At 38.3% G+C, this 22,094-nt stretch carries 16 protein-coding genes and 1 riboswitch; of the genes, 3 read left to right on the top strand and 13 right to left on the bottom strand.

Going from position 1 to position 22,094, the window contains the following annotated elements; translation table 11 throughout:
* Positions 1-593 precede the first annotated feature (593 nt).
* A complete protein-coding gene (locus tag U8D43_RS10350) occupies positions 594-2,036 on the bottom strand; it encodes a cell wall-binding repeat-containing protein (RefSeq protein WP_335871109.1) in 1,443 nt (480 codons plus the stop codon).
* Positions 2,037-2,189: 153 nt separating this feature from the next.
* On the opposite strand from U8D43_RS10350, the gene U8D43_RS10355 reads away from it, so the two are divergent.
* The gene (locus U8D43_RS10355) at positions 2,190-2,324 is read left to right on the top strand and encodes a hypothetical protein (protein ID WP_335871110.1); all 135 of its coding nucleotides are present in this window, start codon (positions 2,190-2,192) and stop codon (positions 2,322-2,324) included.
* A gap of 575 nt (positions 2,325-2,899) precedes the next feature.
* On the opposite strand, the gene U8D43_RS10360 is transcribed toward U8D43_RS10355, so the two are convergent.
* Both U8D43_RS10360 and U8D43_RS10365 read right to left on the bottom strand, forming a co-directional pair.
* Positions 2,900-3,112, bottom strand: coding sequence for a hypothetical protein (locus U8D43_RS10360; RefSeq protein WP_335871111.1), 213 nt, complete (start codon positions 3,110-3,112; stop codon positions 2,900-2,902).
* Positions 3,113-3,613: 501 nt separating this feature from the next.
* Positions 3,614-3,699, bottom strand: a riboswitch (cyclic di-GMP riboswitch).
* Positions 3,700-4,015: 316 nt separating this feature from the next.
* The gene (locus U8D43_RS10365) at positions 4,016-5,524 is read right to left on the bottom strand and encodes a cell wall-binding repeat-containing protein (RefSeq protein WP_335871112.1); all 1,509 of its coding nucleotides are present in this window, start codon (positions 5,522-5,524) and stop codon (positions 4,016-4,018) included.
* Between the two features lie 807 nt (positions 5,525-6,331).
* Between U8D43_RS10365 and U8D43_RS10370 the strand changes: the two genes are divergently transcribed.
* Positions 6,332-8,143: a cell wall-binding repeat-containing protein gene (locus tag U8D43_RS10370; RefSeq protein WP_335871113.1), complete on the top strand. Its 1,812-nt coding sequence runs from the start codon at positions 6,332-6,334 to the stop codon at positions 8,141-8,143.
* A gap of 656 nt (positions 8,144-8,799) precedes the next feature.
* Here the strand turns inward: U8D43_RS10370 and U8D43_RS10375 are convergent.
* The 9 genes from U8D43_RS10375 to U8D43_RS10415 form a co-directional block, all read right to left on the bottom strand.
* Positions 8,800-9,966, bottom strand: coding sequence for a nucleotide sugar dehydrogenase (locus U8D43_RS10375; protein ID WP_335871114.1), 1,167 nt, complete (start codon positions 9,964-9,966; stop codon positions 8,800-8,802).
* A gap of 364 nt (positions 9,967-10,330) precedes the next feature.
* Positions 10,331-11,326 (bottom strand): UDP-glucose 4-epimerase GalE, encoded by a 996-nt coding sequence (gene galE / locus U8D43_RS10380; protein ID WP_335871115.1) that lies wholly within the window; start codon positions 11,324-11,326, stop codon positions 10,331-10,333.
* Between the two features lie 321 nt (positions 11,327-11,647).
* On the bottom strand, positions 11,648-12,754 hold the full coding sequence (locus tag U8D43_RS10385; RefSeq protein ID WP_335871116.1) for a plasmid pRiA4b ORF-3 family protein: 1,107 nt from the start codon (positions 12,752-12,754) through the stop codon (positions 11,648-11,650).
* Positions 12,755-12,929: 175 nt separating this feature from the next.
* Entirely contained in the window at positions 12,930-13,877 is a 948-nt protein-coding gene (locus U8D43_RS10390; protein WP_335871117.1) for a hypothetical protein, read from the bottom strand.
* 69 nt (positions 13,878-13,946) lie between these two features.
* On the bottom strand, positions 13,947-15,980 hold the full coding sequence (locus U8D43_RS10395; RefSeq protein ID WP_335871118.1) for a DEAD/DEAH box helicase: 2,034 nt from the start codon (positions 15,978-15,980) through the stop codon (positions 13,947-13,949).
* Between the two features lie 199 nt (positions 15,981-16,179).
* Positions 16,180-17,370, bottom strand: a complete 1,191-nt coding sequence (locus U8D43_RS10400) for an AAA family ATPase (RefSeq protein WP_335871119.1) — start codon at positions 17,368-17,370, stop codon at positions 16,180-16,182.
* Positions 17,367-18,245 (bottom strand): tetratricopeptide repeat protein, encoded by an 879-nt coding sequence (locus U8D43_RS10405; RefSeq protein ID WP_335871120.1) that lies wholly within the window; start codon positions 18,243-18,245, stop codon positions 17,367-17,369. Before U8D43_RS10405 ends, U8D43_RS10400 begins: the two co-directional genes overlap by 4 nt.
* A 40-nt stretch (positions 18,246-18,285) precedes the next feature.
* On the bottom strand, positions 18,286-18,627 hold the full coding sequence (locus U8D43_RS10410; RefSeq protein WP_335871121.1) for a hypothetical protein: 342 nt from the start codon (positions 18,625-18,627) through the stop codon (positions 18,286-18,288).
* A gap of 387 nt (positions 18,628-19,014) precedes the next feature.
* On the bottom strand, positions 19,015-19,773 hold the full coding sequence (locus tag U8D43_RS10415; RefSeq protein ID WP_335871122.1) for a transposase: 759 nt from the start codon (positions 19,771-19,773) through the stop codon (positions 19,015-19,017).
* Positions 19,774-20,335: 562 nt separating this feature from the next.
* Here U8D43_RS10415 and U8D43_RS10420 point away from each other — a divergent pair.
* Positions 20,336-20,860: a CueP family metal-binding protein gene (locus tag U8D43_RS10420; protein ID WP_335871123.1), complete on the top strand. Its 525-nt coding sequence runs from the start codon at positions 20,336-20,338 to the stop codon at positions 20,858-20,860.
* 287 nt (positions 20,861-21,147) lie between these two features.
* On the opposite strand, the gene rbsB is transcribed toward U8D43_RS10420, so the two are convergent.
* Positions 21,148-22,089 carry a ribose ABC transporter substrate-binding protein RbsB gene (gene rbsB, locus U8D43_RS10425; protein WP_335871124.1) on the bottom strand — a complete coding sequence of 314 codons (942 nt, stop codon included), beginning with the start codon at positions 22,087-22,089 and terminating at the stop codon, positions 21,148-21,150.
* Positions 22,090-22,094 lie beyond the last annotated feature (5 nt).

Here is a 22,094-nt window from a genome sequence, read left to right on the forward strand (position 1 = left end):
TCATTGACCGTAGTCCCGAATGTCTTCGTTTCTTTTTTGGGATTCCGATCTAAACAACCATAAAGGGCACACGCTACAACCGTCTCTTGATGAATATCTAAGCCAGCAACTCGTTCTAAAATAGGATCCATTCAATCTCATCCTATGTATAATGCTAGGTCATACATTCTTGAGCTTGTATTTTTATACTCGTGCTCATGGCAACAATCAGCGATACTCATGAATGTACTAGATCGGTTTCGTATACGGGGTTTTATCCACCAAAAAAGAGGCGACCTCAGACCTGCATAAACATGATGAACAGTTCCATGCAACATTAAACCGCTTACCCTCATTTTCATCAATTGCGGTGTCTGACAGGACATGGGGGTTTCGTATACATTGTTTTTATTCTTCAAATTTTTGTTTCAATTCTTCATTTTGTTGTTTATATTCATCCAAAATAGACAAAAAAAGGCCTTAAGCAAAGTTATCTAACAGTTTGTAGACTGGTTCGAAAATCAGCAATTTTTGCGAAAGCTGCCTTTAGAATTTAATGACTCCACAAAAAAAGCTCGTATTCATGGAATACGAGCTTTTTCCAATTAAATAAACTAGTTTGCAAGCTCTTCAAGTTTCTTGAGTACTTTTTCTGTAATTACATTCTCCCCACCTAGGACAGTTTGTTTCACTGTTTGATTTTGTCTGATATAAGTTTGGACTGATGGCGGAACTTCTTCCTTTTTAACTAGAATAATAGGATCACCATATTTCGCTGCTAGAATAGAACCCGTGAGTGCATCTGCAAAATTTTGTCCAGTAGCGAAAATAACACTTTTACCAGAATAACCAAGTGCATTAGAAATATTCACAGAAGTATCATAACGATCTTTTCCTGAGAACCGAATTGGGTTTGTATAGGCTAGTTTCTCTTCTATTTTTTGAGAAATCGCATTTATGCCACCTACAATAATGGTTTTCTCAACTGATTGAAGCGCAGCTTTTGTCTCAATTGGTATCCTATTTTTCTCACTTAGTAATATTGGTATCCCCTTGAACGCTGCATACGGTGCTATTGATAATGCATCTGGGAAGTTGCCCCCATCCGCAATCACAGCCTGGTCGTAATCTCCTAACTTCTGTGCAATCAAGGCTGCTGTTTCAAAGCGGTTCTTCCCTCCAATTCGCTCTACAGAGAGACCATTCTCAATGAGTTCACTTTCCACACTGACGGATATTGCTGCCTCTCCACCTAAAAGAATAACTTTCTTCGCTCCAAGTATATGTATATTCTCTTTCACCCTTTTATGAAGTCGATCCTTTGGATTTAACAAAATTGGTGCATTTTCCCGATAGGCAAGTGGTGCACCTGCTAATGCATCTGGAAAATTGTTATCTCTTGCTAGAATGATTGTATTTCCTCCAGGTGTATATAGATCGCCAAAGAAGGCAATCTGACTTGCTGTCTCGTAACGGTCTTGCCCTGACATGCGAAATTGATCAAAAGAGTAGTGAATCACTTCATCTGTTATGGCACTCAATCCATAAAAATCCCCTTCACCTACGCGGTTCAAGTCCGATGTTGCAATATAATAAGTGCCCTTTGGCAATAAATAAAAGGCTAGCCACTTCGAACCGCCATCTTGATTTACAAAATCAGGTATTATTTCTTCTTCGCTTACGTTTAACAAGTTAATTTCAAGATCAGTCTCTCTACCCTCTAATCCGAGCAAATAGACATGTTGAGTTTTTGGATTTTCTATTTTGTAATAATCAATATCATCTACTGTATCAAATTTAGCAAACTGTTCACTGTTGATAGGGTTGAACGATTGCTCGAACGTAAGCTCATTGGCCTCATCGATTATATCATTTGGCTCTTCTTCCATTATCTCAAGAGTAGGCGCTCCATTTTGTATTGAAATAAGGACCTCGTTGAAAGGATTCAGATTTTGATTCTTCTTTCCTTCATTAATTCCTGATTCAGCCACAACTGGAAACGTCATTACATTAAGCAATAGTATAGAAAATAACAATAATATGAAATTTTTTTTCATTACATACTTCCCCCTCTTTCTAACACATTCTATTATAATGTGAAAAATTAGCGATTAACAGATAAAAACCCCCAAAAAAATATAAATAATTTACCAAAATAAGCACATAATAATAGATGTAATAGCCAAAAAACAATCATAGGAGGAAGAAAATTGTCTAAAAAAAACAATCAAAACCAACCCGCTGCAGCAAATAATGCCACTGATACTGAATTTGGTGCTGAACTAACCCAAAGCAAAAAAGAAAGAAAACAAGCTGCCCGAGATCAAAAGAAAAATAATAGCTAAATCCCAAAGAGAACCTTGTTTTAAAACAAGGTTCTCTTTGAGCGTTCTCTCACACTAGCATTGTCTTCGCAAAATTAAATAATAAGCATTTTGGGAAAGTCGAATAGATGCCGCCCCTTTCTTAAACGTTGTTTTCCAAAGGCTCTTTTCGTACACATTGGGGCTATTTCATCTGATTTTTGACTAAATCCTCCATTTCATAGTTGATCTCCATCAGAAACAGACAAAATGATGCCCGAAACAAAGCTATTTCACCGTTTAAAGATCGATCCCAAAAGCAACAAACTTTGCAAAAACAGCCCATGAAAAAAGGAGTCCTCTTTAGAGCCTCAAATGGAGTTCTGTGTGAGCTAAAATCGAACGAAAAACATCTGTTTCATCAATGAGTAGAGAACTTCAAATAATAGAATATTATTTGAAAGAACAAGAGAAAGGAGTTAGGGTTAAGAACCCTAACTCCTTTCTCTAAGTCTTGCTAACACAGCTTTTTCTTCATCCAATTCTTTGATTTTATGCTGAACCATTTATTGATGAATACCTAAGATACGTTGACCATAATTCGTTCCAGGGACTGTCTATTTTCCATTGAGGTTTGTCCAGTAGGTAGCACTCCCTCTTTGAACAAGTGTGAATCTGGAATCTACCAGTGGATACCCTTCAGAGAGGTCTTCTGTTGAGGAATATACATATAAATGCTGGAGTTGAGCAAGGACACCTTCTTTTGGAGATTGAAAGGTAGCACCTGGATCATTTCCAACATGTCCTGGGTCGATGATGATTGTCTTCATTATATTACCCTCCAAAATATGACATGTACTATACTTATATTCTAGCGAAGCGAGTGTGCTTGGGTCTTCTCCTTAGAATTGTTCAAGTTATTCAACCTTTAAAGCTGTTTTCACAAATAATTCTGTTTTTGAAGTAGAATATTCTGCTACAAAGATTGGTTACGGGGCATCTTTTCGTGATTTTCGAACGAAATCAAAAGGCAAGATTTTACCAATAATTAGCTTAAAAAGCAGCAATGGATGCAAGAAAACCTATGTTTTGGAATTCCCTCCCGATAGATGAAAACACTATTTTCACAGAAACCCCTCATAACGACTCAATTCACTCCACCAACTACTAAGAGGAAAGTCACCAATCCTCTTCGATATCTACCCATTTTTTCTATTTATTCACTACTTCTGAATGACGACTATCGATATGAAACAAAGCGTCTCAAGTTTTGGACATAAAAAAAAACCTCATTCTAGGTTTAAAAGATCTCTATAAAAATAAGATACGAATTCGGTAACTGGCAAGCGTTGTCTGATAGACAGTAGCCCCTATAGTTTTGCGTCACCACTTTTCAATGGCTTTGCCTTTATCGTACGTTATCTCCATAGATTAGTATATTTTCTCCAACCTTTATCTAAATAATCGCCTGCGGGGGTTCTGGAAGACTTTAATAAAAATTTGTTTATTTTCACACCTAAATATTTTCACGCCAACTAACTTAAGTGGGGTCCAAATTTCTTTCATATAGTAGGATGGCACATCAGATCCTCCTCATAAAAATAGAATTAATAGTTTCATACTCTAATTCTATACTGAAAATTCTAATATTAACAGTTTTTCTCATCGACAACATTTTTTGTCAAAATACTCTATTATCTGCTATCTTCTGCCATCTCTGCTAGAGATACTTATTACCTACTCGTAGGATTAACTGCAGACTCATTTCCAACATAGCTTGCTAATTCCTCTACAACATTTGGTGATACAGCAGCATCACCGCCAAGAATTGTATAAAATAATGAATCCTTTTCCATCAGGTAGTTTCGGACAGGGGCAGGAATTTCATTTTTTTTGACAAGAATAATAGGTTGATAGTATTTTGCTGCCAGAACGGAGCCCGTTAATGCATCGGCAAAATTTTCACCCGTTGCAATCGAAACCATATCGATAGGGATTTTCAATTCACTAGCAATATTGACGGAAGTTTCAAACCGATCCTTTCCAGCGATTCTAGTAGGGTTCTTTTGAAACAATTGCTTTTCCACGTTTTCTGAAATGGCCGCGCTCCCCCCGACTAACACAGTTTGGTGAACACTCTTCAGAGCGGTTGCCGTTTCATTCGGCAAATGATCTTTTTCAGTTAATAAAATCGGGATTCCATTATGAGCGGCATATGGGGCAATCGACAATGCATCAGGGAAATTCCCACCATAAGCAATGATGGCCTCATCGTATGTATCTAATTGGTCCGCTATAAGGGCTGCCGTTTCATACCGAGATTTACCCCCTATTCTCATTACATTTAACCCGCTATTTCTTAATTCTTGTTCAACTTTTAAAGAAATAGCACTCGTACCACCTAAAATAATCACATTTTCAGCTTCTAAATATTGTATTTGTTCCCTCACCGCATTATGCAGTTCGTCTTTCGGATTCAAAAGAATCGGAGCATCCTCTTGATAAGCTAATGGGGCTCCAGCTAGGGCATCTGGAAAGGTGTTATCCCTCGCTAATACGACCGTATGAGCACCATCCGGCCAACCAACATTGGAGATTTCAATAGCTGTTTCGTGGCGATTTTCCCCAGCAATCCTAAATGTATTTTCATAATACTCTGTTTCACCTGCAAAAGCGGTTAGCCCGTATAGGCCATTTCCTCCGTTCTCATTTAAGTCTAGAGCGACCAAGTAATAGGTACCAGGTGGTAATGCGTAATAAGCGAGAAGTTTTTCACTTCCATCTACAAAGCCATCATCAGGATAGATTGGTTCTTCCGTAGGAGAAAATAGTAAGAAACCAAGGTCATTGAACGCCGTTTCGGTCACCCCGTATAGAAAAATATCTTTCATCTCGGTTGTATCTAGTCTAAAGATATCTACATCGTTTGACCAACCAAAACTACCAATAACCACATCATCAAGTTCCATGTAATCAGCTAGGTTAAATGAATCATTTGGTTCTTGTTCATAAACTTCTCCTACAGTCATCGTTTCTACCATCATATTATTTCCATGCAAAGATTCTTTTAACCTACTAAGCTTTTCATCCTCAAGTTTTGTAGAAGTAAAATGTTCTGATGTTTTTTCAATTTCTGCCTTAAACGATTGGCTATCCATCTCACTTGCACTAGCCCTCGTTGACCAATAACCACAATTCACAATTAACAGGAAAGCAACCAAAAATATCGATAACCTCTTCATGAAAAAACTCCCCTTCCTAGTGATGAATCCCATTATATTTCATATCACTCATAGGCTAAAGAGTAGTTTTTCATCAATAATTTACAAATATCCTCTAGTTTTGTCGGATTCCACACTCTCCGTTTCGACGGTATTGACTACTTACCAGTCAAAGCAAGTGAAATTACTGGATATGATGATGGTCTAGAAAGATTTAGCATTACTATCAACTGAAGTAATGTCTCTCTACCACTTTTTCTAGTAGTAAGATCAAATATTGTGTATATATCCTCATAATTACGCTTCTCACAATGATGTTTTAACAAAATTCTCTTTGTATGAAAAGAGGCATATTTAGGTATCGCCAAATTAGTAAGTTTGCCTCAAACATATCGGGTTTATACCACTATTGGGGTTGAAATTACTTTTTTTCATGATAGGTGGTGGCGGCGTGACGTGAGCGCTGCCATCGAGTTTTTCGTATCCATTGTGGCTATTTCTTCGGATTTTGGATTAAATCCCCCACTTCTCATTGATTTCCATCTAAAACAGACAAAATGATGCCCGAAACAAAGTTAAATCACTGTTTATAGACTGGTTCGAAAAGCCACAAACTTTGCGAGAACAGCCTCTCTAAAATAGAGAGTTGTCTGGTGTGAATCTTTTAATCTTGATATTCTCATTTTTTTCAAAACAAACCAGTCCCCCCCAATTTTTTCTATCCTTCAATCAATTAAACCCGATATTTTTTTGTCTATTAAACTAGCTCAAATCCATTTTTCCCTTAATATGGTATAATGTTAGAATCAAATCTTTAGGGGGACCTCGATGAAAATCGCAAAAATTATTTCTAGCATGCTATTACTAAGCAGTACACTGTTCATTTTTGCTAATAACACGAATGCAGATGAATATCCTTGTTCGGTGAATGCAACTAACTTATTAGAAGTTAATCAACTCTTAACAGATAAAGCCAAGGAATATCATATTCCACCTGAGATCGTAAAAGGAATTGTTAGTCAAGAAAACGGCTCATGGGATTATGAAGCAGTAAATGATGATGATGGGGACGGGAAACCCGACGGCTTCGGCTTAATGCAAGTCACAAGTTTGGAAACGGGGGACTTTGACAAGGAATTACTCATTGAGAATGTTTGCTATAACGTCGATGCAGGCTTACACATTTTAAATGACAAATGGAATAACCCTTCATTGCCTGTCATTAATCAAGGTAATCGAAACATCATTGAAAACTGGTATTTTGCCGTTATGGCCTATAATGGGACCTATCCTACCAATAGTCCTCTTGTGAAAGACTCAGGAAAAGTAAATGATGACGCCTATCAAGAAGAAGTATGGCGTAAAATTGAGACTGGTAGCTTCGTAGATGACTATTCACTGCAAAGATTACCCTTTACTACAAAAGACTTTGATTATGACCCTACTAAAAAGGTTCCTATTAAATTTAACGTTGAGAGATACGTAGACAACGACCGTCTATATACACACTCAAGCCTTAATTTTGCAAAAGCGGATATAGCTCAAATTACTAAAGAGGTAAGTTTCTACCGCAACATGGAGGGAAATTTCCTCACTAAACTATCTGCCCAAACTCTCGTGGAGATTTTAGAGGAAATGCATCACGTGAAAACTAGTGGTTTTTCTAGCAATAGACATTGGGTTCGCTATAAAGTGAAAATAATTGACGGCCCTTCCGCAGGGCAGGTTGGTTACGTTTCTTCTGCCTATCTACAACCAATTACATCAAGGCTATCAGGAGAAAGTCGCTATGAGACAGCTATTGAAATCTCAAAGGATGGTTGGTATGAAGGGACCGACAATGTGATTATTGCTAGGGGCGATGATTTTCCAGATGCACTTGCTGGCACGACGCTGTCTAGTAAATATGATGCCCCTATTCTTTTAACAGAGAAAAATAGCTTACCAAAAGCAGTGCAAGAAGAAATTGTTCGTCTTGGTGCATCAAAAGCGATTATTTTGGGCGGAACTTCTGCTGTTTCTACTACTGTTCAAGATGAATTAAGTAAAGAAATGGGACTAAGCGTCAATCGTCTCTCAGGAAAAGATCGATTTGAAACTGCCATTGCTATTGCTAACCACCTTGGTACAAGCAATTCAAAAGCAATTGTAGCAACAGGATTTAACTTCCCTGATGCTCTAGCGATTGCCCCATACGCCGCACAGCATGCAGTGCCAATTTTCCTGACGAATAAAGAGGGATTGGATAAAAAAACGCTCCAGCTTCTTAATCAAAAAGATGAAGTTATCATCGTTGGCAGTGAAGCTGTGGTAAGCAAGAAGATTGCAGATAGCATTCATTCCAAAGTTACAAGACTAGGTGGAGTTGATCGGTTTGAAACTGCCAGAGACATTATTAAAGAACTCAGTATCGGCCATCACGAAGCCTTCGTTGCCACTGGATATAGTTTTCCAGATGCTCTAACAGGAGCTGCTTTAGCTGCCAAAAGACAAAGCCCTATTCTGTTCACAAAAACGAATGCTTTACCTCCTGTAACTGAAGATCTCATCAAAAATCGCCAAATAGTGAATGTGACTATTCTTGGTGGGATAAGCGCTGTTGCTACCGATTCAGAACTTGCTGAAGCTACTCAAAACTAAACGAATCTAACTCAACAGTCCTTTCTACCTTTACGGGAAAGAAAGGACTGTTTTTTTACAGAGCTATTTTGGCAATGAAAGTCACTATCCTCTTCAGGGTACAAATCGGAAAAATAATCGTTTTCGGTTCATCTTTTTTAAAGGCTCATTTCGTATGCAATCTGCCTTTTTCATCTACTTTTTGATTGAATCCTTCATTACTCTGTTGATTTCCATTATAAACAGACGAAATGATGCCTCGAAACAAAGCAAAATCATAAGTTATAGACTGGTACGGAAAGTAACAAACTGTGTGAAAACAGCTTTTTCAAACGAAATCACTGAATCATCAAGGATCCTGACAGACTTCATTAATGTAGGCTGTTTTAGCAAAGATTGTGGATTTTCGTATAAGAAGGAATCCCTTGACTTGTATGACTTCGTGCTCTTTTCATAATGAGAAATTCTTCATTTTTAGATAAAAAAGAAGAAATCAATCGAAAAAACCCTACGGCCTGTTTTTTCTTTGTGTCAAGAGCAACGAAGTATACGAAATGAGCCTTAAAGTAAAAAATTCCCCCTTCTATGCGAATAGAAAAGGGAATTCTTCAGCTCAATAATAGTATTCACTAAATTCGAATGGTTCATTGGATTCAAACGATCTTTAATAATAATTGTTAATCTCTTTGATAAAGATCTCTCGTATAAACTTTTTCTGCAACATCCGCTAACTCAGCATCTAAACGATTAGACACAATAACATCCGACATCTGCTTAAACTCAGCCAAATCCTTAATAACCCTGGAGTTATAGAATGTATCCTCTCCTAACACTGGCTCAAACACGACAACTTCAATGCCTTTCGCTTTGATCCGTTTCATGATGCCTTGGATGGAAGATGCTCTAAAGTTATCCGAATCGGTTTTCATCGTTAGTCGATATATACCGACTATTGCCGGGTTTTGCTCGACGATTTTTGAAGCGATGTGGTCTTTTCGCGTTGAATTCGCATCGACGATTGCTTGGATAATGTTATTCGGAACATCATCGTAGTTCGCTCTCAACTGCTTCGTATCTTTCGGAAGACAATAACCACCATATCCAAACGAAGGATTATTATAATGATCCCCAATTCGAGGATCTAATCCAACTCCTTCGATGATCTGTTTTGTATTTAACCCTTTCACCTCCGCGTAGGTGTCGAGCTCGTTAAAATACGCCACACGAAGTGCTAAATACGTGTTCGAAAATAATTTCACAGCTTCTGCTTCTGTGGAGTCAGTAAATAAAACTGGAACATCTTTTTTTATTGCACCTTCCATTAATAGGGCTGCAAATGTCTCCGCCCGGTGAGATTGCTCTCCAACAATTATTCTCGATGGATGCAGATTATCGTAAAGAGCTTTCCCTTCACGCAAAAATTCTGGTGAAAAGATGATACTATTGGTACCATATTTTTCTCTTATTTCTTTTGTATAGCCAACAGGAACGGTCGATTTAATTACCATCACCGCATTTGGATTGATATCTAAAACCGTCTCAATCACATTTTCAACTGATTTTGTATTGAAATAATTTTTCTCTGCATCATAGTCTGTCGGTGTCGCTATAATGACAAACTCGGCATCTTTATATGCTAGAACTTGATCCGTAGTCGCTGATAGATTAAGCGTTTTCATTGTTAAAAACTGTTCGATTTCATGATCAACAATAGGTGACTCTTGGCGATTAATCATTTCCACTTTTTCTTCTACAATATCCACAGCGATAACTTCGTTGTGCTGCGATAATAATACGGCATTGGATAGTCCTACGTATCCGGTGCCCGCTACAGCTATTCTCATTTACTACACGTCCCTTTTACATTATCTTCAATATATAAAGCTCTTTTCATAAGGCTCTTTTCGAATACATTGTGGCTATTTCATCATATTTTTAATTAAATTGCCCATTTCACTGATGATTTCCATCAATAATAGTCGAAGTGATGCCCTAAACGAAGCTATATCAACGTTTATAGACTGATTCGAAAAGCCACAATCTTTGCGAAAACAGTCATATATGAATACTAGTTAGAATTATAGCGTAAAACTTTCTTCGATGCTATTGAGAGGTGGGATGGAGGTACAGTCCCTCGTCCCACTTTAATACCCATTAAAATTGTTTTCTTCATAAAAGTAGGGACAAGATACGTCCCCTTGTCCCTACTCACTCGCTATAATTCTTCTCAAATCTCCATGAATCTTTGCACATCGCAAAAATATCAAGCTTAGCGGTCCAGCCAAGTTCTCTTTCAGCCTTCGACGCATCGGCGTAACAAGAAGCAATATCGCCTGGTCTACGATCAACCACTTCAAAAGGAACTTCCATCTCATTCGCTTCTTCAAAAGCTCTCACCAATTCCAGTACACTCGTACCATTACCCGTCCCCAAGTTGTAGATATGAACACCTGCTGTAAGATGATCCAAGGCGGCTACATGACCCTCTGCTAAGTCCGTTACATGAATATAATCACGAACTCCGGTCCCATCCACGGTCGGATAGTCGTTTCCAAAAACGCTTAATTTCTTAAGCTTTCCTTTCGCCACTTGTGTAACATAAGGCATTAAATTATTCGGAATCCCGTTTGGTGCTTCTCCAATTAACCCACATTCATGAGCCCCGACTGGATTAAAATAACGTAAGAGTGAAACAGAAAAAGCTGGATTCGCCTTGCTAATATCGGTTAAAATCCTTTCACTCATTGCTTTCGTTTCACCATATGGGTTAGTCGTAGGTAAAAGGTCCATCGTTTCCACAAATGGGACATGGTTATCTCCATAAACCGTTGCTGAAGAACTAAACACAAAGCGATTGACATCATATTTCAAACAAGCTTCTGATAATGCCATCGTACTCACGATATTATTAAAATAATAAGCTAATGGCTTCTCGACTGACTCTCCCACTGCTTTCAGTCCAGCAAAATGGATCACGCCATCAAACTCGTGTGTAGAAAAAAGATCATTCACTTTCTCTTTGTCCGTAACATCTACTTGATAAAAAGTAACCTCTTTTCCAGCAATCTGCTTAATTTTCTCAATTGTTTCTAACTTACTGTTACAAAGATTATCCGCAATCACCACATTATGTCCGGCTTCGAGTAAAGCGACACATGTATGTGAACCGATATAACCCGCTCCACCTGTGACAAGTATATTCATTAAGTATTCCCTCCTATCTATAAATCGTGTGGAATTCATTTTAATCAACCATCCATAAAATTACTACAGTAGTTCTTCCCTTTTGGTTAGGCTCTTTTCCTATGACTCTTTTCATACAGATTGAGGCTATTTCATTTGATTTCTGACTAAATCCTACATTTTACTGTTGATTTCCATCAAAAAACAGACGAAATGATGCCCGGAACAAAGCGATATCACCGCTCATAGGCTGGTCGAAAAGCAATGAACTTTGCAAGAACAACCCAGTCTATTTCCATTTTACCAATTTACAAAATTAAAGCAATTATAGAAGGAAAAGTTTCATCCCCCGTTTCGAAGTCGTCTATTCACGTCCTTCATATCAAACTCCCGATACCCTTGTCCTCTCCCCCAACTCACCATATGTTCATAATCTGGGTGCGTTTCGTCACCAATAATACGTATAAATTCTTCGTATCCTGGTTCTCCGCCGACATCTTCTGGTGGAGCGTTTCCTTCACCAGCTAGGCAGATTGGATAGTTGAGTCGATAATCATCTATTACTTTTTCTACCTCAATTATGTGCTGCCAGCCATCGCCGAAGTCATAATTGTATTCAATCTTTGCCGACAAATAGTCAACGAGCTTGATACCCGTTTCCATTTTCACGGGGACATCATTGGGAAAGTTAAAGGCTTCCCTACTGCCTACTAAATTCAAAAATGGCTTCTCGTTGGTGATGGGTATGACATTGTCACCGCTAGTGCTGGGATAAAGATTAAATTCATGAAGATGACAATTTTCCCAACCAAAAGCCGCTTGTACTACATGATGTAATTTCTCAAAAGTGAAGTTCACTGGCACGGTAATTCTACGCCAAACGGAGAAATTCTCAAGCTCCAATGTGATTTTAAGCTCGACCGCTTCTGACTGAAATATCGCTTGACCTACCCACACTTCCAATTGCTTGTACAGTTCTTCGTTCGGATATATGTAGCTATTTTTTCCGTCTCCTGCTAACAGAGTGTTAATCTTCGTGCTCATTTCAGCCTGAATAATGGACTCATGATCCAGAACGTCCTCAAAACAATAAACATTCTCGCATACTTTGTTCATCCTTGCCACAGAGGTTCTATCTTTTGTTTTCGCAAAAACTAGCCTATTTGCCTGCTGAATGAACTGCTCAATGACTTCATCCTTCATACTTTCCGCTTGAAAGGTTTTTTGAATTGCTTGTCGAATCAACTGATCAATATTCTTCATATCTTTTGCCTTCAATCCATAAAGAACAATGGCATAACGATTCGCATCATTCACCAGTACAACCGTCTTCTTTCGACCTATATTTAATAAATTGGCATGCCAAGCAAACAGAGGGTTCTCCTCAACTTCCGAATCAGGGGTTACTTTCAGTTCATCTAATAGTTTTTTTGTGCATTGAATTAGCACTATTAATCACTCCTTCTACCCAAGTTCTTTTTGAAAAACTTGGGATAACAGTATAGCTAGAGGTGTCAATTTTTCTTCCTCATAGTATCTACATTATGTAGTAATCATAGCATGATACTGACTCGATTTCGATTGGAGACCAGAGGGACCGTCCCTCTGGTCTCCCTCTGGTCTCTCAATCATCAAATTGCTTCGTAATCGGGTTATGATATAAGGTTCTTTCTTTCTTAGTCGATCTGAAATGCGATTCAATTTTATATTTAAGGAGTGGAATAAAATACAGAATTCCATGATCAAGTGAAACCTCGATTTTCTCGTTGTATTTGTCCTTAATTTCTTGAATTTGTTTGTTTTTTTCTAATTCGATTGCTGTTGCTTTTTTTAGTAGATTTTGCTTCTTATCGTGACTAATCCCTTTTCGTGAAGCTTTCCTACCGTTCTCTGAAAGCAATTCCTGATAATAGGACTCAATTCTTTCTAAATCCTTTTTTATCGAGGTCTCCTGGGAACGTTGCTTTCTTTCACTCTCAGTATTTTGCCTGATGTGGTCATAGGCGACCTCATAACCATCAAAAATATTGAACTCTTCCGCAAGAGGATATGTGTAAACCGGCTCATTATGGTAGACAATCCGATGTTGTTCCTGCTTCATGGTCCTACAAACCTTCCCCGTGATTAAATTTACCCAGACCTGCTCCGACCGCAGCTCTTTTTCATCCGAAACAAAAGCGATCTGAAATTGATAAACAGCCCAAATGCCCATTACCTTTGTTTCACTCACTATATGAGGCTTACCAGCATCATCCTGAAGATATTGGTGAATCTTCTTGAGCGGATACGCCAGTGTTAACCGTTCAATTTCGGCAAATCGCATCGTACTGACCGCCTTTTTGTGAGCAATCTCCAATACCTGCTCTAAAACAAAACTACCAAAAGTAACAAATTCCGAGCTAGGATTCTCCTGAGCCACTTCATAGTCAAACGATAGCTCAAACTCAGATTTATTTTGAAAATACCCCTTGTACTCCTCGGGAATAAGAACATGACAGAGAGCATATTCAACCGGCACCACCATCCCCCCAAAACCCTCAATCACATTGGTCACAAATCTTTGTAATTCCATCACCTAATCCTCCTATTGAAAAAAATCAACCCCTTCATTCCTTTGAAAAAAGGAGGCTGATTTTCGAAATTAAAACAAATATTCATCCAGCTTCTTTTGCTTCAATAGCTTCTGTTTATTTTCAAACATTTTATCACCAATCTGATCTAGCTCTCTTTCAATTTCAGCTGGATTATCCGACAAAACCCAAGCATTCATCATCAAATCAGCGAAATCTTCTTTCTCCTCAACATCCCCAAGAATCGCATCAACTTCCCCAACCACAAGCTCAAACATATTAATCTTACGATCTAATAAATTGAGAATATAGTCTTCAATCGTATCTTTGGCCACTAAATTATAGACAAACACATCGCGAGTCTGACCAATTCGATGAATTCGACCAATTCTCTGTTCAATCGCCATAGGATTCCAGGGTAAGTCGAAGTTAATCATCCCGTTACAAAACTGAAGATTACGTCCTTCACCACCGACCTCCGTACTCACCAAAACATCTGCGTCTTCCTTGAAAAAAGTAACCTGATCTTCCTTTTCCTTTCTCCTTAAACCACCATGAAATTCAGCTACTTTAAAGCCATTCTCTTTTAAGACACGGGCAAGAAAGGCTTGTGTTGATTTATACTTGGTGAAAATGAGCATTTTATCATTAAAGTCAGTCAAAATAGAGATAAGTTGTTGGATTTTTGGGTTTTGGACTGACTCGTCATTGACAATTTTCTTTGTTTTGCTGACAAATTCTTTTAAGGTTTGTTGATCCGTTTCAACCAGATTTTTATTAGTAGAGAGAGTTTCGAGTGAATGTAGGACTGAAGTATAGGTGCTTCCCATTTGTTCCTGTAAATTCTTAAGCTGGAATCGATTGAGGGAAGATTTTTCTTCCTTGTACTTAGTACGAATAAACAGACTGATTTCTTGATATAATTCCTTTTCAGCAGGTGGCAATTCAATTGTTTGCGTGAAAGCTTTTCTTTTTGTAAACTGAACATCGACATTACTTCTTTTATTTCGAATCATGACATCAGATAGCAATCCTTTTAGCTTATCAACATTCTTTGCTTCTATGCCGTCATTGCTTTCGACAAAGTTCTTCTTAAAATAACTATAGGTCTTTAATTGACCAGGCTTGAGTAGAGTGATTAAATTATAAAGCTCTTCCAAGTGATTTTGAACCGGTGTGGCTGTCAAAAGGAAGATATACTTTTTATTGATTCCATTCACAAACTTCCATGCTTCCGTGTTACGGTTTTTCAGATGATGAGCTTCGTCAATAATCACCAAATCATAATGCTGATCAAAAATGAGTTCGCGGTGATTCTTTCTTTTGGCCAGAGCTATAGAGGCAATCACTTTGTTATAGTGTGACCAGCCCCCGCCGCTCATTTTTTTGAAGGCTGGATCATCCGCCTTAATGAAATCCTGATTGAATTTTCTTTTCATTTCATTTTCCCATTGTTGAACAAGTGAAGGGGGGGTGAGAATGAGAATTTTTTTGGCAAGCCCGCGCATCAAATACTCTAACATTGCCATACCGGCTTCAACAGTTTTTCCGAGCCCTACCTCATCACCTAATAGAGCCCTTCCTTTGAAGCGATTCATAACAGCTTTCACCGTATTCAATTGATATTGATATACTTCGGCTTCCCGAATATACGGCAAACAAATCAATTGGTCATCCTTGGCATTAAACTGAAAATCCTGAGACATTTGGTACAACTGAAACCATTTTTCCGGAGCTTGTTTAAACTCGGTCATCGCAGATAAAACGGTTTCAATGCGTTCCTTATTAGCAGGTGTGATAGCAAATTCGTCTGTCTTCGGTTTTCGGCTTTCTGCAGCTGAGATGCGAATGATTCCATCAGGTGTCTGTTCTATGAATAAATACTCGGATACATAGGGAGAGAAAAAACCTTTTATTCCTCTTCCTCGTAATGTTTTATCGTCCCAATTCAATGTGAATTTTCTAGTAACCCCGCGATCATTCACCATTTCAAAAGTATCAGGAACTCCTTCAAAGCGCTGAAAAAAATGAAGTAAAGATTCATCCATCTCCATCGCTTGTAAATCTAGTAGCTCTTTATCTAGTTTAAATAAGTGTTTAGTCATCATTGTCACCGCCAAGAGTCTTTTTGTATATTTTACCATATGATATATACAGATATTCCCCAATGTTCTTCACTATAAAAATATGACAACTTTATTAAGGTTCACTATTAACAGGATTCTACCTATTCATTTGAGAAGGAATTTTTAAAGCCTGTATGGGGAGCCAGAGGGACCGTCCCCCTGGCTTATCTCTCTGGCTTCACTTCAAATACTTAGCTACGTCACTATATAGTCCACTTTGATTCGAATATTTTATATAGTTTTTTATTGTGTTCATCCATTCGAGTGTGCTAGGAGTAGTTTCTTCAATTGCTTGTAATAAGTCGTGCATTGAAATATGCCTTTCCTCATTTGTATCCATTATTTCATTTAGAACCGATTCAATGGCCGTCTCTATCACATTATCAATATCTGCTCCAGAATAGTTTTCTGTTTTTGCAGCGAGTAACTCTAATTGAAGTGCTTCTTCAACGGGCTTGCCGTCTAGCTTTAATGCAAAGATTTGTTTTCTAGCTTCTTTGTCTGGTGGTGGAACAAACACTAACTTATCAAAACGACCAGGTCGCTTGAATGCCGCATCCACATCCCATGGCATATTAGTAGCCCCAATAACGAGTAACTTGTCTGTATTTGTATCGACGCTTTCCATCTCTGTTAGCATTGAATCCACTAACGGCCTCATGGTATCGGACGTAGATTTCGAACGACTATAGCCAATCGTATCTACTTCATCAAAAAATAAGACAGACGGTCGATTAGCTCTTGCCGTTTCAAACATTTGATGTAAATTTTGCTCACTCGCTCCAAAATAGGGATCGAGAATATCCGTAATGTGCACAGGGTAGAAATTCGCCCCAATTTCACCAGCAGTAGCTTTGGCGATAAAAGTTTTGCCGCATCCCGGAGGACCAAAAAGTAGAATACCTCCACCAGATTTCTTCTTAAACTTAGAAAAAAGTCCTGGATTCACGAATGGCTTAATGATTTTCATTTCAATCGTCTTCTTTAATGCTTCTAATCCACCTACGTCCTCAAAGGTAACCGGCTTCGGTTTTTTCTCAACAAATGGAAGAACCTTTGCTGGCTTATTTCCTTTTATCACTTCTAGTTTACTAGATTCTCTTTTCAACGAATCTTCTTTTGACGCATCGAGAGCTTTCTCTTCTTCCATTGAGAAAACAGTCTCTTCCGAAGAGGAAAGATAAGAAGCTAACGATTGCTGCACTAACGCTTTCATTTCGTCATTCTCAAGCGATAATGCTAACGAAAAAGCATGAAGCCCTTCCTTCAACCTATTATTCTTTATGTATTCTTTCCCTAACAAGTACCAAGCCTCGTAATTGACCGAATCCTTCTCGACCACCGCCTCTAATATTGTAAGATTGTTCATGCTAATCGCTCCTTCACAAATCGTTGATAAAGTAGTTGTGCAATCCAAGTATAAATACAAAAAAGAATATAACTAACTACAAACACGAGTAGAATCGTGTCTTGATTTAACCAACTCAGAATAAACGACATTACCATAAAACCAATCCAAACAACGGCCGGTCCCCCAACCTTCTGCATCCATCGAATAGGTAAGAATAGTGGGTGAATTTGTTCATCTAAGGTTTCTAACACGCCTAATAAGTGGTCGCTAGTAGGATCAAGTAAAAACGCTTGTCTTGCAAATTCCCTTGCTTGTTTCGGTTGCTGGCGTAAATCGTGATAGATAGCCAAATTGACCAGCTTTTGCACTTCACTACTGGATGTTTCCATTATTTGTTTAATCCTTGCCAACTGATTTTCTTCATCCGACTTTGCGAAGTAGAAGAGTAAAACATATTGATTGACTTGATCACTAGATGGATCAATCCTCATCGCTTCTTCTAGTAATCGTATCGCCTTTTCTTCATAGCCTGTAATAAACATCAAATAGCCATAAGATGCATGAACCTCTGCTGAATGAGGGCTTATTTCTAATGCCTTTAAATAGGCATTTTCCGCTTCTCTATAGTTCTTTTCTTCTCTATAAGTAGTAGCAATTACATAAAAGCACCGCTCTTCATCATATCCGTTTAGCATAGCCCTCTCGCATAACACTCTTACTTCGTGAAAGTTTTCTCTTGAGAGCTCTACTACGGCCATAAAATACAATGCGGCAGCATCATTCGGGTTTTCTCCTAAAAGCAACTGAATATATGGTACAGCCTCTTCATAGCTTTTCATAGCAAAGTACTGTTCAATCACTGGCACTTGATTATTCCTAATCATCTCGTCCATTGTCTTCCCCCCTCCTACCCCTATCAAGAAGTCGTTGTTGTTAGATCAATACCTTGAACCCTGTTATAAAAACCATTTCAATTACTCTCCCAATGACGGACCAGATAATCGCTGTTATCAAAAGAGGCTCGTCCTCCCCTTCTGTCATGACATGTTGCTGATAAGGTTTCGTCAGCACTATTTTCCACCATAAAAAAAGTAGAACACAACCAATTCTATACCCCAGATTTACCGCTCTTTCATCAAAAGGCAAAGTCCCATCTAATGAAGGTCCAGCAAATAGGAACTTTCCAATAAGCACAAGAACACCAACCAGAATAATTGGATACACTCGTTTCATTGATACATTCAACCATTTACTATTACGTGTTCCCAACACCAATACTGGAATCATCCCACCAAAAATAACTTATTCACATCATAAGACTGTGTCTCTTCCCATCCTTTATCTAAAGATTTTTGATAAAGCTCCTGATTCACCGTCATGCTGCCTCCCCCTTCTTGTAACTATCTCCATATATTATCCCCCACCCCAATATCCATTTCCTTCATTTTTTTTAAAACTTAGGGATGACCAAGAGGTGCCAAGGGGACAGTTCTGCCGGTATGATTTTGTGATTAGAATTCAATTTTTTGGGAATGGCACTGCTAATTCTACGTTACCAGTGTTTTGATTTGAGAGAAATAATATAGATTGGTTATCGGGGTATATAATAGAAGGAATCGAGGTTGGAAGTATATACATGACTTAATAAAGAATCAATAATTGTTATGCTTTCGTGATTACTCCTCTGCTGATTCCAGTGAGCCTGGCAAGTTGCCTTACGGATAATTCTTTGTTTTTCAATGCTCTCAAATATCGGTCTCGCAATTCTCTATTAGTTAATTTCTGAAGGTCCGTACTGTGTTTCACATGACAAACATTATTTATTATCTCTTGTGCATTTTGATCCGACAATCTTTTATTTTCAATGATACTCAAGAAATCCCCTTCATCTTGCTTCTGATGAAACGCTGAAAATAACGAGATTGCTTTTTCGCGATTTTGATGAAAAAGCCCTAATATTAAATCTCTATCAACCACTTTGCAGAAATTCACATACTCAGAATAACTGCTCCATTGATATTTTGAAATATCACTCACTAGTCCAGCCTTGACAGGGTTTTGATGTATATACCTTAGTACATTTAGTAAATAACTCCGATCTTCAACCGGCTTACTTTTATATCGACCCTGAAATAAGTGCCCACATCTCTCGTACTTTAAATTGTACCAGTAGACAAAACTTGCACCAATTCTCCTCATTGCAATGCCCAAATCTTCTTTTTCTTTAATCAGAATATGGATATGATTCCCCATCAGACAATACCCATAAATTTTATAACCGCTTTTTTCTTTAAACTGGTTCAGAATCTGTAAAAACATAACGGCGTCTTCCTGCTCTTCAAATATCGTTTGTCGATTGATTCCCCTTATAATCATATGGTAAGTGTTAGTGGAGCTTTTCTTTCGTGCCGTCCTTGGCAAAGTTATCATCCTTTCGTCTGCATTCATATTTTTATTCATTGGCATAAAAACTGATTCACAATTTGAATAGATATCCTTGGTTTGAGTTTTACTGGAGGGTCGTTTAGCAGGGGGAGAGGGCGAACATTTAGGTGGATATTTCGTGTGGTATACGTGGTATATATCCGTTAACCTAATATTAACATTTTTCACTTAATAAAGATGTTTCCGAAAGGCTCTTTTCGTATACATTGTTGCTCTTGACACAAAGAAAAAACAGGCAGTAGGGTTTTTTTGATTGATTTCTTCCTTTTTATCTAGAAATGAAAAATTTTTCATTAGGAAAAGAGCACGAAATCATACAAGTTAAGGGATTCCTTCATATTCGAAAAGCCACAATCTTTGCGAAAACAGCCTTCCGAAAAGACTTTTGCTTTTCTTAGCAGTATAAATAGTGTGTAAAAGGTAGATTTGAGGGCATCATTTCGTCTATTTCTTGAACCAAAAAGAGACCAAAGGGACTGTCCCCTTGGTCACTCATAATGTATAATTCCTATTAGAAGCGAATAAGGAGGAAACCTTTATGAAAAAAACAATACTACTAACGCTCGCAGCAGCCGTTCTTTTAGCAGCTTGTGGGGATGATACTACGCAATCAAATTCTGAGACAGATTTAAAAGCAACAAAAGAACTAGTACAAAGTTATAGCGAAGGCAGCATCCAAGCGGAGAACGCCTCTATCACATCGGAGCATTTAATTGTGCAAGAAACAGACGGCGAAGAAAAAGTGTATGAATTACCAGAAGAAGAATTCTTTGTCTCTATTGCACTATATGTAAAAAACACCCACCCATGTACGATTCATAACTTGACTAGCTGCCAAGGTGAACTGGCCAATGAGGAATTTGACGTTACCATCATTGATAGTGAAGGAAAGATTGTCACAAAGGAAACAATGAAATCTCCGAAAAATGGTTTCCTTGATTTATGGCTACCAAGAGAGAAAGAGTATCAAGTTCGAATTGAGCACAACGGAAAAGTGGCGGAAAGTAAATTGACCACGTTTAAAGAAGATGGGACGTGTGTGACGTCGATGCAGTTGTTATAGTATTGAGCACCCCTTTCGTTCATTATTTACATGGTGATAACCAGATAAATAACCAAAAACCCACCGTTTCTACTGAACGGTGGGTTTACTCTTCGATTCAAAAATCATAGGCATATGGATTTTTGAATGCCTTAAAAAACATTTTTTTGAACCTCTGTTTTCCGGAAGAAGCCTCTGTTCAGATAGACCCTATTAATCTACTATACTAGTCAACCTCTCTATGAAGATTAACTTGCACCTCAATTAATATCTAGCAAAAAGCGTGCGACAAGGGACCTTTCCCCTTATTATTCAGTCACTAATTCCAGTTCCACTGCGATAGATTTTTCTATTTCATCTCCATTTAGAACTTTGGAAGCTGCTTCAACTGCCTGTTGGCCCATTAGCTCTGGTTTTTGAGCTACTGTAGCAGCCAATATTCCTGCTTTGACAGAGGAAACAGCATCTTCAGTTGCGTCAAAACCTACAACGATTACATCGTTCATGCCTGCTGCTTCTAGTGCTTGAAGAGCTCCTAGTGCCATTTCGTCATTATGAGCGAATACTGCTCCGAAGTCATTGCTTCTTTGAATAATATTTTCCATGACCGTTAGCCCTTCCGCTCGGTCGAAGTTTGCTGCTTGCTTGGCAACGACTTCAAGTCCCTCGCCTGAGTCTATTGCATCGTTAAACCCTTTTCCTCTTTCGCGAGCTGCAGAAGAGCCTGGAATCCCTTCTAGTTCTACTACTTTACCTGAATCGCCAAGTTGTTCGATAATGAATTCTCCCGCCATCATTCCACCAGCAGCATTATCAGACGCTATATGAGAAACTACGTCTCCCCCCGCAGCACTACGATCAACAGTAATCACTGGAATACCTGCATCATTTGCCGATTGAATAGCTGATGCAATTGCTTCTGAGTCTGCTGCGTTAACTAAAAGTACATCTACATTTTGTTGAATCATATCCTCTATGTCATTTAATTGTTTGGAAGGATCGTTTTGAGCATCTACAGTTGTAATTTCTATACCAAGCTCTTTTGCTTTTGCTTCAGCTCCATCACGTAATGTTACAAAAAAAGGATTGTTTAAAGTGGAGATGGATAAACCAATTTTTTTCGTACCTTCATCCTTTCCATCTTTGCTATTACTAGAAGACTTCTCACTTCCCCCACTTTGTTCTAATGAACATCCACTGACAATCATCATTACAAGTGCTACGATAAAGAATTTCCATACCTGTTTCATAATCA

The organism is Bacillus sp. 2205SS5-2 (assembly GCF_037024155.1).
In the GTDB taxonomy this organism is placed as follows: Bacteria; Bacillota; Bacilli; order Bacillales; family Bacillaceae_K; genus Bacillus_CI.